Annotated in this window: 13 protein-coding genes; 7 read left to right on the top strand and 6 right to left on the bottom strand. The window is 72.4% G+C overall.

The window, feature by feature from the left end; genetic code table 11:
• Nucleotides 1-4: 4 nt before the first annotated feature.
• Nucleotides 5-598: a flavin reductase family protein gene (locus tag ACIREE_RS06065; RefSeq protein WP_404146963.1), complete on the top strand. Its 594-nt coding sequence runs from the start codon at nucleotides 5-7 to the stop codon at nucleotides 596-598.
• A gap of 226 nt (nucleotides 599-824) precedes the next feature.
• Here the strand turns inward: ACIREE_RS06065 and arfB are convergent, their stop codons facing one another.
• Nucleotides 825-1,250, bottom strand: a complete 426-nt coding sequence (arfB, locus tag ACIREE_RS06060; RefSeq protein WP_363192913.1) for an alternative ribosome rescue aminoacyl-tRNA hydrolase ArfB — start codon at nucleotides 1,248-1,250, stop codon at nucleotides 825-827.
• Between the two features lie 160 nt (nucleotides 1,251-1,410).
• Here arfB and ACIREE_RS06055 point away from each other — a divergent pair, with 160 nt between their 5' ends.
• Complete coding sequence (locus tag ACIREE_RS06055) at nucleotides 1,411-1,986, top strand: TerD family protein (protein WP_404146960.1); 576 nt, start codon at nucleotides 1,411-1,413, stop codon at nucleotides 1,984-1,986.
• A gap of 154 nt (nucleotides 1,987-2,140) precedes the next feature.
• Here ACIREE_RS06055 and ACIREE_RS06050 read toward each other — a convergent pair whose 3' ends face one another.
• From ACIREE_RS06050 to ACIREE_RS06035, 4 genes are all read right to left on the bottom strand, one after another.
• On the bottom strand, nucleotides 2,141-3,541 hold the full coding sequence (locus ACIREE_RS06050; protein WP_404146957.1) for a M1 family metallopeptidase: 1,401 nt from the start codon (nucleotides 3,539-3,541) through the stop codon (nucleotides 2,141-2,143).
• Between the two features lie 71 nt (nucleotides 3,542-3,612).
• Nucleotides 3,613-4,821 (bottom strand): hypothetical protein, encoded by a 1,209-nt coding sequence (locus ACIREE_RS06045; protein WP_404146954.1) that lies wholly within the window; start codon nucleotides 4,819-4,821, stop codon nucleotides 3,613-3,615.
• Entirely contained in the window at nucleotides 4,818-5,417 is a 600-nt protein-coding gene (locus ACIREE_RS06040; protein ID WP_404146952.1) for an ankyrin repeat domain-containing protein, read from the bottom strand. The genes ACIREE_RS06045 and ACIREE_RS06040 overlap by 4 nt, the downstream gene beginning before the upstream one ends.
• Before the next feature lie 92 nt (nucleotides 5,418-5,509).
• Entirely contained in the window at nucleotides 5,510-6,058 is a 549-nt protein-coding gene (locus tag ACIREE_RS06035) for a heme-binding protein (RefSeq protein ID WP_404146949.1), read from the bottom strand.
• 346 nt (nucleotides 6,059-6,404) lie between these two features.
• On the opposite strand from ACIREE_RS06035, the gene ACIREE_RS06030 reads away from it, so the two are divergent.
• From ACIREE_RS06030 to ACIREE_RS06020, 3 genes are all read left to right on the top strand, one after another.
• Entirely contained in the window at nucleotides 6,405-7,571 is a 1,167-nt protein-coding gene (locus tag ACIREE_RS06030; RefSeq protein ID WP_404148163.1) for a sensor histidine kinase, read from the top strand.
• Nucleotides 7,572-7,773: 202 nt separating this feature from the next.
• Nucleotides 7,774-8,418, top strand: coding sequence for a response regulator (locus ACIREE_RS06025; RefSeq protein ID WP_404146947.1), 645 nt, complete (start codon nucleotides 7,774-7,776; stop codon nucleotides 8,416-8,418).
• 181 nt (nucleotides 8,419-8,599) lie between these two features.
• The gene (locus ACIREE_RS06020; RefSeq protein WP_404146944.1) at nucleotides 8,600-9,109 is read left to right on the top strand and encodes a hypothetical protein; all 510 of its coding nucleotides are present in this window, start codon (nucleotides 8,600-8,602) and stop codon (nucleotides 9,107-9,109) included.
• 40 nt (nucleotides 9,110-9,149) lie between these two features.
• Here the strand turns inward: ACIREE_RS06020 and ACIREE_RS06015 are convergent, their stop codons facing one another.
• Nucleotides 9,150-9,830 (bottom strand): pentapeptide repeat-containing protein, encoded by a 681-nt coding sequence (locus tag ACIREE_RS06015; RefSeq protein WP_404146941.1) that lies wholly within the window; start codon nucleotides 9,828-9,830, stop codon nucleotides 9,150-9,152.
• Nucleotides 9,831-10,081: 251 nt separating this feature from the next.
• Here ACIREE_RS06015 and ACIREE_RS06010 point away from each other — a divergent pair, with 251 nt between their 5' ends.
• Together ACIREE_RS06010 and ACIREE_RS06005 are read left to right on the top strand one after the other, a co-directional pair.
• The gene (locus tag ACIREE_RS06010) at nucleotides 10,082-11,266 is read left to right on the top strand and encodes an NAD(P)-binding protein (protein WP_404146939.1); all 1,185 of its coding nucleotides are present in this window, start codon (nucleotides 10,082-10,084) and stop codon (nucleotides 11,264-11,266) included.
• Nucleotides 11,267-11,320: 54 nt separating this feature from the next.
• Nucleotides 11,321-12,334 carry a zinc-binding dehydrogenase gene (locus tag ACIREE_RS06005; protein ID WP_404146936.1) on the top strand — a complete coding sequence of 338 codons (1,014 nt, stop codon included), beginning with the start codon at nucleotides 11,321-11,323 and terminating at the stop codon, nucleotides 12,332-12,334.

The raw sequence follows: 12,334 nt of genomic DNA, 5'->3' as shown, positions 1-12,334 counted from the left end.
AAGCGTGTTGAACAATCCCCCTGCCACGCCTGCCGATCCCTCCCCCCACGTCCCGTCCCCGAACCGGTCCACCGGGCATTCTGAGGGGGTGAGCAACGACGAGTTCCGCGCCGCCCTGTCCCGTCTCGCCGCGGGAGTCGTCCTGCTGACCGCGCACGAGGCCGCCCTCGACCCCGACGGGCCAGTCGGGGAGGACGCGGGCATGACGGCGACGTCGTTCATGTCGGTGTCGCTCGACCCGCCGCTGGTACTGGTGTCACTGCGCAACGGCTCCCGCATGGACGACCTCCTCGACGAGCAGCCCCTGTGGGCGGTGTCACTGCTCTCGGAGTCACAGAGCCACATCGCCGGGCGCTTCGCCATGAAGGGGCGGATCAGCGACCGGCTGCTGTTCGAGGACGTCTCCTACGTACGGGGCGAGCACACGGGGGCTCCGCTGGTGGGCGGGGCACTGGCCACGCTCGAGTGCCGCACCGAGCAGTTGGTGCCGGCCGGCGACCACACGCTGGTGATCGGCCGCGTCCTGAGCGCGTCTCTGCCGAGTGCGGACGGGGGCCCGCTGACGTATTTCCGGGGCCGGTACCGCAGCCTGGGCTAGCCGGAGCCGGGGGCGGCTACGGGGGTGCCGCTCTGGTGTTCGTCGCCGGGCGCGGATGCGTCGTGGCTGGTCGCGCAGTTCCCCGCACCCCTGAAATGCGCACTACGTGCGCCATCTCATGGGCTGCGGCGGAGCCGCATGCCCCAGGGGCGCGGAGAACTGCGCGACCAGCCCCCACCGGCCCGCGCCCGGCGACGAGACCGGTAGGCGGCACCCCCGTAACCGCCTACCAGTCCCGCGCGGAGCGCCCCCGCTTGGTCTCCGAGCGCGCCTTCTTCTCCCGCAGCCGCCGCTCGTTGATCCCGCGAGGGATCCGCGTGGCCCGGCGCTGCTTCGGCGGCGGAGCCGTCGCTTCCGCGAGCAGCGCCGCGAGGCGGGTCGCCGCGGTCTCCCGGTTGCGCCACTGCGAACGGTGCTCGGAAGCCCGTACGGAGACGACACCGTCCACGAGGCGGGACGCCAGCCGCTCCAGGGCGCGGGCCTTCCACACCTCGGGCAGCGCCTTCGTGGCGGCCAGGTCGAACCGCAGCTCCACCTGCGAGTCGCTGGTGTTCACGTGCTGCCCGCCCGGCCCGGACGACCGCGAGAAACGCCAGAGGAGCTCGGCCTCCGGGAGGACGACCGAACCGCGGATGGGATAAGGACCGGACATGTGTCCATGGTCGCCTGCCCGCGCCGGTCCGTCACCCGGTTTTCGCCCGGGTAAAGAAAGTAAAGGGACCTGGAACCTCCCGTACCCGCTTCGCGTTCATAGGGGTACGAGTAGCTTCGGCTACGCACGTATGAACTTAACGAGGGAAGGGACTCCCGCAATGGCTGTAAGCCTGTCCAAGGGTGGCAACGTCTCGCTCACCAAGGAGGCTCCGGGCCTGACCGCCGTCACCGTGGGCCTCGGCTGGGACGTCCGCACCACCACCGGTACCGACTTCGACCTCGACGCCTCCGCGATCGCGGTGAACACGCAGGGCAAGGTCTACTCGGACGGCCACTTCGTCTTCTTCAACAACAAGGAGACGCCGGACCAGTCCATCGTCCACACCGGAGACAACCGCTCCGGCGAGGGCGCGGGCGACGACGAGGCGATCAACGTCAACCTGGCGGCCCTGCCGGCCGACGTCGACAAGATCGTCTTCCCGGTCTCGATCTACGACGCCGAGAGCCGCTCGCAGAACTTCGGCCAGGTGCGCAACGCGTACATCCGCATCGTGAACCAGGCCGGCGGCACCGAGATCGCCCGCTACGACCTCTCGGAGGACGCGGCCACCGAGACGGCCATGGTCTTCGGCGAGCTGTACCGCAACGGGGCGGAGTGGAAGTTCCGCGCCGTCGGCCAGGGCTACGCCTCGGGCCTCACCGGCATCGCGCAGGACTTCGGCGTCAACGTCTGAGTTCGCGAGCGTTAAGCAGCCGGGCGGGCCCCGGGCACGCCGCAAGCGGTGCGCCCGGGGCCCGTCCCGCTGTTTCCGGGTTCCGGGTTCCAGGTTCCAGGTTCCAGGTTCCAGGTGCAGAGGAGACCGCGCACGTGCTGCAGCTCGCCGCTGGTCAGGCGTGGTCCGGCTTGCCGTCCCCGTACAGCCATACGTCCCAGATGTCCGCGAGCGCCTTCGCCTTGCCGGGATTCTTCTTCTCGACGTAAGCGGTGAAGTCGCCGGTGTCCGCATTGCCGTACCTGTGGTCGGCCGGCCAACTCTTCAGCAACGCAAAGAACTTGGTGTCGCCGAGCGCCTCCCGCACCTTGTGCAGGACCATCGCTCCGCGCTGGTAGACAGGCTCGTCCGAGACCTGCGCGGCGGTGGGCGGGACGGCGGGCGGGAAGGCCCAGACGTCGTCACCGGCCGGACGTGCGGAGAGCGCGTCGAAGGCATCCTGGGCCGTGTCGCCCGCATGGTCCTCCTCCCACAACCACTCCGCGTACGTCGCGAAACCCTCGTTCAGCCACATGTCGCGCCACGACTTCGGCGTCACCGAGTCGCCGTACCACTGGTGCGCCAACTCGTGGACGAGGGTGTCGAGGTCGGGGGCGCCCGGGAAGACGGGCCGGTTCTGGGCCTCCAGGGCGTACCCCGCGTCGCCTTCGCGGTCGACGATCGCGCCGGTGGAGGAGAACGGGTACGCGCCGAACGTCTTCGTCTCCCAGTCGATCACCTCGGGGAGCCGGGCCAGCACCTTCGCGCTCGCCTTCGCCTCGCGCGGGTCGACGGCCGTGTACACGGGCAGGCCGGACGGGGTCCTCGACCGCTCCGTCCCGAACTTCCCGACGGCGACGGTCGCCAGGTAGCTCGCCATGGGCTGCGCGACGTGCCAGGAGTAGGTGACGTGCCGCCCGTCCGCGGACCTGCGCGTGCGCCTCAACTCGCCGTTGGAGACGGCCTGTACGCCCTGGGGGACCGTGACCGTGATGTCGTACGTCGCCTTGTCGGAGGGATGGTTGTTACTGGGGAACCACGCCATGGAGCCGGTGGGTTCGCCGAGGCCGAGCGCGCCGTCCGCGGTGCGCAGCCAGCCTTCCTCGGAGCCGTCCGGGTCGGTGATCGTGACGGGCTCGCCGGAGTAACGGACGACGGTGCGGAACCTGCTGCCCCTGGCCAGTTCATCGCGCGGGCGGACCGTCAGCTCGTGCCCGGCGCGGCTGCCCACGGCACGCTTCCCGTCGACGGTGACCCCGTCCACCGTCAGCCCCTCGAGGTCGAGGTTGAACGCGCTGAGGTCCTGGCCCGCCTCGGCGGTGATGTCGGCCCTGCCGGTGAGGCGGTGGGTGCCCGGGTCGTAGGCGAGGTCGAGGGCGTAGTGCGTGACGTCGTAACCGCCGTTGCCCAGCTTGGCGAAGTACGGGTCACGCAGGCCCGCGGCGCCCGGAGTGCCGTGGACGCCGCCGGAGCACGCGGGGACGGCGGCGAGGGCCAGCAGGAGCGGCAGGACCACGAGGGGGTGGGGGGTTCGCACCTCGTGATCCTATGACCGTTATGCCCTGTCGCCGGGCGGGCGGGGGCCCGGCGGCGGCCTCACAGGACTCCTCAGAGGACGGCGATGCCCAACGGGCGGTCTCCAGCGGCCAGTCGCCGGGTGGCGCCGCTGTCGACGTCGACGACGGTGAGCCCGTTCCAGTAACCGTCGCGGGTGAAGCCGCCTGTCACGTAGGCCGTGCGGCCGTCGGTGGAGACGGTGACGTCCTCGTGCGGTCCGTCGAGCGGAATCACCTTTTCCTTGCCGTCCTTCGAGCTTCGGTCCTTCGAGCTTCGGTCCTTCGAGCTTCGGTCCTTCGAGCTTCGGTCCTTCGGGCGGACTGTGAGGGAGGGGCCCTCGTCCCGGGACGGGTCGATGGGGCCCGTGCCGACGACGAGGAGGGTGCCGTCGGGAGTGACCGTCGTGCCGTGCTGATGAGTGTTCGCCGTCATCCGCTCGGTCGTCGAACGGCCGGTGTCCGGGTCGACGACCACCAGCTTCTCGCCCTCGAAGGGGAACAGGAGCTTGCCGTCCGAGGGCCGGACGGCCGCGTAGTGCGGCTTGAGCCAGGAGCCGAGCCCGCCCTCGGTGCCGTACGGCGCCACTTCGATGCGGCGGGTGCCGCCGTCGAGGTCGGCGGGGTCGACGACGGTGACGTCGAACGAGTCGTGGCCGGTCGCGTACACCTGCCCGCCGTCCCACGAGACGTCCACGTCGAAGGGGCGACGGCCGACGCCGGCGACGCCGGTGACCTTGAGGGTGTCCGTGTCGACGACCTCCAACGTGCCCTTTGCATCAGGGACGTTGACACCTACGTAGACGTGTTCGCCGTCGGGGGCGAGGGCGATACCCATGCCGCCGCCGCGGTACTCGCCGTGCGTCGGCTCGCCGAGATTCCTCGTCTCGTACGGGATGAGGGCGATCCGCGTACGACTGCCGGTGTCGACGACCGCGACGCCCTCGGCCGTGGCGACCCAGGCCCGGCCGTCGTCGCCGACGGCGAGACCGTAGGGCGCGGTGCCCACCTTCACGGAGTCGACCGGCCCCTTGTCCGGATCGACGAAGGTGACCGTGTCGGCGCCGAAGTCGGCGACCAGGACCGTACCGGCGGGGGTCTTGGCGGTGGACCCCTTGGTGGCGGCCCGCTCATCGGGCGATGCGGGCTTCGCCGCCGACGGCGCGCTCGAATCACCCTTGCCCTGCGACGAGTTGGCGTGCTGTGAGGCGCAGCCCGCGAGCAGCGCCACCGCTGTCACGGCCACCAGCAGACGGCGTTTCACCGTACGGCCCTCAGCAGACCGGCGATCTCCATGAAACCGCGCCGCTCGGCGTGCGCCAGGGCGGTGACGCCATCGCCGTCAGGGAGGTCCGGGGTGGCGCCTGCCGTGATCAGCAGCTCGACGATCTCCTGGTGCGCACGGCCGCCGTCACCGAGGATCACGGCCTCCAACAGGGCGGTCCAGCCGAGGCGGTTGACGTGGTCGACGTCGATGTCGGTCTCGCGCAGCAGGGCCCGTACGTAATCGACATGGCCGCGTTCGCAGGCCGGGATGAGGGAGATGCCGCCGAACCGGTTGGTGACCTTCAGGTCGGGGTGCGCGGGCAGCAGGGCCCGCATCATGGCGACGCTTCCGGTGACGCCGGTGACCAGCCAGGGGGTGTCGGCCCGCTCGTCCCGGGCGTTCGGGTCGGCACCGGCCGCGAGCAGCTCCCGAGCGGCCGGCACGTGGTCGCCGAGGGCCGCGAGCAGCAGCGGGGTGCGGTGGTGCTCGTCGCGGGTCCCGGTGCCGGCACCGGCGGCGAGGGCGACGCGGACGGCGCCGGCGTCGCCGGTGGCTGCCGCGGCGAGCAGGGCGGCATTCTTGGGGTGCGGCATGCTGATCAGCTCCAAAATCAAGCCCCTCGGGGGTCTCCCCCGGACGGAGTCCGGGGGAGATGTGCCGGGCGCAGGGCAACGAGCGACCGGTTCTAGCGGAGCGCAGCGACACCCGCCTGGGCGAACTTCTCGTCCAGGTCCCCGGAGGGCGTACCCGCCACGCCGATACCGGCGATCGGCGCACCCTTGACGGCCACGGGGGCACCGCCTCCGAGGAACAGCGTGCCGGGGATGTCCTTCAGCGTCGGGGCCTTGTCCAGGCGCTTGGCCAGCTCGGACGTCGGGGCGTTCCAGGAGACGGCGGTGAACGCCTTCTTCTCGGCCGCCTCGTAGGCCTGCGGGCCCGCACTGTCGCCGCGCAGCGTCAGGATGGTGTTGCCGTCCCGGTCGACGACGGCGACGGAGACCTTCTGGTTCTCCTTCTTCGCGGCGTCGAGCGCGGCCTCGGCCGCCTTGGTCGCGGAGTCCAGCGTCAGGTGCGTGGTCGTCATGGTGGCGCTGCTCCTGGCGGCAGAGGCCGGGGCGGAGGAGGCGGCCGGGGCGGAGGCGGCAGCGGAAACCGTGCCGAACGTACCGGCGGCGACGGCGGCCAGCACGGCGCTGCCGGTGACGACGGTGGAACGGCGGGAGAGCTTCTTCATGGGGGACTCCTCGGAGGGCGGGGGCGGCGTTGTCCGCGTGCTCGGTGCGTTCGGTGCAACCGGTGCATTCGGTGTGATCGGTGCATCGGTGCGGTCGGTGTTCCTTCTGCTCTCAAGCCTGGGCCCGGAACCGGGGTCGAACCGTCGGCGTTCCGGCTGCTCGCGGCCTGCCGAGCGGCCGACACCGGGGTCATCCGATCGGTTGACCCCAGGGGCGCGGGAGCCCACCACAATGGAAGTGTTTGCCCAGTTCGAAGCCGCAGAGGGAGGTGCAGGAACCGTGCCCGAGGACGAGCGCCACCTCGACAAGACCTACGACGCGGACACCCGCCGCGTCACCGCCGTCATGCACGCCGCGTTCTTCCTGCTCCTGGTCGTCGCCCTCGCCCGCTTCCTGCTGCGCCACCCCGGCGGCGCCCGCACCCCCTGGATCATCGGCCTCTGCGCCGTACTGGCCCTCGTGTACGTCACCGGCCTCGCGCGCGGCATCGCGGAGCGGCCCACCACGAGGCAGCGGCTCTGGCTGACCCTCGTGGTCGTGGTGTGGGTGGTGCTCGTCGCGCTCGCGCCCAGTTTCGCCTGGTGCGCGGTGCCCCTCTTCTACACCGGCCTTCGTACGCTCCCGACCCGCGCCGCACTCGTCCTGGTGACCCTGCTGACCGGTCTGGTCATCGCGGCCCAGCTGCGCCTCGCCGGCCGCTGGGACCCGGACCTGGTGCTCGGACCACCCGCGGTCGTCGTGATCGCCACCGCCGTCTTCCTCACCATGGAACGGCAGTCCGTACGTCAGCGCGCCCTCATCGACGACCTGATCCGCACCCGCCGCGAACTCGCCGCCGCCGAACGCCGCGCAGGCACCCTCGCCGAACGCCAGCGCCTCTCCATGGAGATCCACGACACCCTCGCCCAGGGCCTCTCCAGCCAGCAGATGCTGCTGCAGGCGGCCGAGCGCGTGTGGGAGTCCGACCCGGGCAAGGCCCGCGCGCACGTCCGCACCGCCGAGTCCGTCGCCGAGCACAACCTCAGCGAGGCCCGCCGCTTCGTGCACGACCTGGCCCCCGCCGACCTGGCCCACGGCCTTGCGGACGCGCTGCGTGCCGTCGCCGCCCGCGAGAGCGGCGATCGCCTCACGGTCCGCGTCCACATCGACGCCATGGGCGGGCCCGGCTCCCAGAACGGGCCGGGCGCCGCCCCGCACCTGCCCGACCGCGTCCAGTCGGCCCTGCTGCGGATCGCGCAGGGCGCCCTGGCCAACGTACGAGAACACTCCGGCGCCACCACCGCCGCGCTCACCCTCACGCTCCTGGACGACCAGGTCGTCCTGGACGTCGCCGACGACGGCCACGGCTTCGACCCGGCGGCCCTGCCCGATTCACCGACCGGCGTACGCGGCCACGGGGTTCCGGCGATCCGGGCGCGGGTCCGCCAGCTGGGCGGCGCCCTGACCATCGAATCCGCGCCCGGCGAGGGCGCGGTCCTCTCGGCCGCCATTCCGTTGCGGAAGGAGGAGTGAGCGGCCGGTGTCCCACGCGGGCCACTCGCCGTGGGGACCAGGTCATCGCCGGGCGCGGGCCGGTGGGGACTTCACGCGCCCACGCGGCGGAGCCGCACATGTCACAGCCCCGCGCCCCTGGAGCATGCGGCTTCGCCGCAGCCCCCTGGGCGCCTTGGGCGCGCCGATGAACCGTCCGCCCCAACCGATCGGAGCCCCGCCCATGACCGGCCCCGCCAAGACACCCACCCGCATCCTCCTCTGCGACGACCACGCGGTGGTCCGCGCCGGGCTGCTCGCCCTCCTCGACAGCGCCGAAGACATCGAGGTCGTCGGCGAGGCGGGCACCGGCGAAGAGGCGCTCGCGCTGGCCGCCCGGCTCACCCCCGACGTGGTCCTGATGGACCTCCAGCTCGGCGACGGCATCGACGGCGTGGAGACCACCCGTCGGCTCGCCTCAGGACCGGCGCCCACGCCCCACGTCCTCGTCCTCACCACGTACGACACCGACGCCGACATCACCCGCGCCATCGAGGCGGGCGCGACCGGCTACCTGCTGAAGGCGGAACGTCCCGAGGAACTGTTCGCGGCGATCCAGGCCGCCGCACAGGGCCGTACGACACTGTCCGCGCCCGTCGCCAGCCGCGTCATGGCCAACCTGCGTAAACCCCGGCCCACCCTCACCGACCGCGAGCGCGACATCCTCGCGCAGCTCGCGCACGGCCTGGGCAACCGGGAGATCGCCAAAGCCCTGTTCATCAGCGAGGCCACGGTCAAGACCCACCTCGGCCGGATCTACGACAAACTCGGCGTGGACACCCGGGCAGGCGCGGTCGCCGTGGCCAAGGAGCAGCGACTGCTGCCGTAAGCCCTGCGCAGGCAGAAACAGTGACCGGCCGCCGTAGGTCCCGCGCACGCAGAAACAGTGACCGCCGCCGTCCGTCCCGCACACACAGAAACAGCCACCGCCGCCGTCCGTCCCGCACACACAGAAGCAGCGACCGCCACCCCGGCCGCCCGGCCCGCCGGGGCGTGACACCATCCCTTACGTGCTCGACATCGGCTACGCCCTCTCCCACCGCTTCCCGGACCCACCGCAGCTGGACTACCGCCGCGCGGACGTCCACACGCTGCGCCACGACCTGTTCTGCGGTGACGTGTACCTGGCCGACACCAAGGCGGACCGCGAGGTGTCCACAGCCTGGGGATGGGTGCCGGTGCTCGACTTCGCGTGGGCGCTGTGCGACATCGTCGAGCAGCTGGACCAGGACCCGCGCGGCAGCCGCAGCGCCACCCCGCAGTACGCGGACCTGGACTTCACCGAGTCGTCCGACCGCATGCTCTTCGAGCGCCGCTTCGGCTGGGTCGACGTCGAGGCCGACTGGATGCCGGGCGACGAACCCCCGCTGACCTTCTCCCACGCCGAACTGCGCCGCGAGGCACGGGACTTCCTGCACGACCTCGTCGCCGACCTCACCGACCTGCACGAGGACCTGGCGGAGAACCCGGCGATCTGGAGCCTCCAGTCCCGCTTCCCCCGCCTCCCCGACAAGCCATAGGCCCCACCGGAGCCGGCGCCGGCCCCGGGCCCGACCCGCCCTACCCCACCACCCGCACCCCGAGCTGCGCCGCGAACGCCGGTGCCAGATCGAAGAGTTGGGCCGGGGAGACGACCGCTCCGCCCAGCCGGTCCACCCCCCGCGCGATCCCCAGCTCGGCCGCGCCCCGCAGGTCGACGTCCGTCATGGTCACGCCCGTGAGATCCGCCCCCTTGAGCACACACCCGGGGAACTCCACCCGCTCCAGGCGCGCACCCCCGAAGTCCGGCTCCACCAGCACGCAGCCGTCGAACACGACGTCCTTCAGCCGCGCCTTGCGCAGATTCAGGTAGTCGATCTTGCCGCCCCGGATCACCACCCGCTCCAGGACCGCCCCGTGCAGCTGCACCCCGCCGAGCCGCGCGTCCGTCACCTCCACGTCCCGCAGCGTCGCCTCCGCGAGATCCGTGCCCACACCCCGGATACCGGTCAGCGTCGAGTCCAGGAACCGCGCGCGGCGCAACGCCGCCTCGTCGAAGCCGCACCCCACGATTGCGCAGTCCATGAACCGCGCCCCGGTCCCCTCCTGCCCGGCGAGGTCCGCGCCGCTGAACTCGAGCCCGTCGTAATCCCCGTCCGGCTCAAGGCGGCCACCTTCCTCCCACGGCACCAGCGGAGGCAGCCGCACCTCCGGCCGCCGCGCCTTCTTCACCTTCGCCGCCCCACCGCTCCTGTCTGCCATGCCCCCATGCTGCCTGCCCCCACTGACAATCCCGCGAGCCCCCTTCAAAACCCCGTACCACCTGCGGCGATCCCCCCGATGTCACATTCCGGGGCGCCCCGACCGTCGTAACCCCGAAGGACCACAGACGACCGGCACCAACCGACAGGACCGACAGGACCGACAGGACCGGCACGACACGGCCCGGCCCGGCACCCGGCCCGACAAGGCTCAAAGAGAACCGCACGCGACGCACCACGCCAGGAGCCCCCATGCCCCGCAGCACGCCCGCCCTCACCGTCATCGGCGGCGGATTCGCCGGCCTGACCGCCGCGATCACCGCCGCGGAGGCCGGCGCCCGCGTCACACTCCACGAGGCGCACCACACACTCGGCGGCCGCGCCCGCACCGCCGACGGCCCCTACCGCACCAACGAGGGCCCGCACGCCCTCTACAACGGCGGCCCCCACTGGACCTGGCTGAAACAGCGCGGCCTGCTCGGGCAGCTCGCCGCGCTCCCGCCCCGCGAAGCCGCCCGGCTGCGCTTCCACCGCGACGGCACCCTGCGCCGCACCCCGCCCCTCGCCCTGCTCCGCCTCCTGCGCCGCCGCCCCGAACTCGCCCCCGCCGACGAGGACTTCACCACCTGGGCGAGCCGCCTCATCGGCCCCGAAGGCGCCCGCGCCGCCGCCCACTACACCGCCGTCGCCCTCTTCCACCACGACCCCGGCGCGCTCTCCGCCCGCTTCGTACAGGAACGCCTGCGCCGCACCGCCAAACTGCCCCCGGAGGCCGCCTACCCGGTGGGCGGCTGGGCCTCGGTCATCGACCGGATGGCGGCCCGCGCCTGGAACCTCGGGGTCCGCGTCGAAACCCTGGCCCGCCTCGACACCGTGCCCACCGACACCCCGGTCGTCGTCGCCACCTCCCTGGACGCGGCCCGCCGCCTCCTCAAGGACGACACCCTGGTGTGGGACAGCGGCCGTACGGCCCTCATCGACCTGGCCGTACGCACCCGCCGCGGCGACCCGTTCGCCGTCTCCGGCCTCGACTCCCCGGCCTGGCTCGAACGCTTCACCGCGCAGGACAAGTCCCTCGCCCCGCCCGGCGAAAGCCTGATCCAGGGGCAGATCCCGCTCGCCCCGCACGAGTCCGGATCCGACGGCGCCGCCCGCGCCGAACACCTCCTCGACCTCGCCCTCCCCGACTGGCGCGAGCGCACCACATGGCGCCGCGACTCCGTCGCCAAGGGCCGCACCGGCGCACTCGACCGCCCCGGCACGACCTGGCGCGACCGGCCCGCGATCCACCGCGGCGACGGCGTCCACCTCGCCGGCGACATGGTGGCCGCACCGGGCATCCTCTCCGAGGTCTCCTTCACCAGCGCCATCGAGGCGACGACCCTGGCACTGCGGCTCCCCGTGACCACCCGCGGCCTTGACCTCAACAGCGCTTGAGGTCAAAGACTGGCGCCCCGAGCAGCTGAACCGCGTATCCGCCAGGGAGCGCCCATGCACGCCATCCGACTGCACGCCTTCGGCCCCGCCCAGAACCTCACGTACGAGAAGACCGACGACCCCGAACCCGGCCCCGGCCAGGTCCGCGTCACCGTCGAGGCCGCCGGCGTCCACCTCCTCGACACCGCGATCCGCAACGGCGTCCAAGGCCCGCTGCCCCGCCTCCCTGAGCTCCCCACGATCCCCGGCCGCGAGATCGCGGGCACCGTCACATCACTCGGCGCGGGCACCGACCCGTCCTGGCTGGGCAAGAAGGTCGTCGCCCACCTCGGTTTCGCACCCGGGGGCTACGCCGAACTGGCCGTCACGGACGCCACCCGCCTCCACCCGATCCCGCCGAACCTCGACGCCGCCCAGGCCGTCGCCATGATCGGCACCGGCCGCACCACCGTGGGCATCCTCAACTTCGCCGACCTCACCCCCGAGACGGTCGCGATCGTCCCCGCCGCGGCCGGCGGCATCGGCACCCTCCTCGTCCAGTACGTGAAGAACGCGGGCGGCACCGTCATCGGCCTGGCCGGCGGCCCGGCGAAGACCGCACTGGTGGCGGCGAACGGCGCGCACCTCGCCCTCGACTACAAAGACACCAACTGGCCCGCCCTGGCACGGGAGTTCCTCACCGCGCGCCACACCCGAGCCACCGTCCTCCTCGACGGCGTCGGCGGCCCCGCCGCCACCACCGCCCTCGACCTGCTCGGCCCCGGCGGCCACCACATCATCTTCGGCTGGTCCGGCCAGGGCATCGACGACACCGGCGGCCCACTGCTCCTGGACGACACCGAACGGACCCGCCGCGGCCTCGTACAGGAACAGGTACTCGGCCCGGCGATGATGCAGAAGGCAGGCGGCGACAACCCCGTCCGCACCCTGGAACTCGCCGCCCTCGACCTCGCCGGCCGCGGCGTCCTCACCCCGGCAGTCCACCGCTTCCCGCTCGCCGACGCGGCCGCCGCGCACCACGCACTGGAGACACGCGGCACGACGGGCAAGGTCGTCCTGGAACCCTGA

The organism is Streptomyces sp. NPDC102467, from assembly GCF_044765445.1.
GTDB lineage: Bacteria > Actinomycetota > Actinomycetes > Streptomycetales > Streptomycetaceae > Streptomyces.
This window is presented reverse-complemented; position numbering and strand designations above follow the sequence as displayed.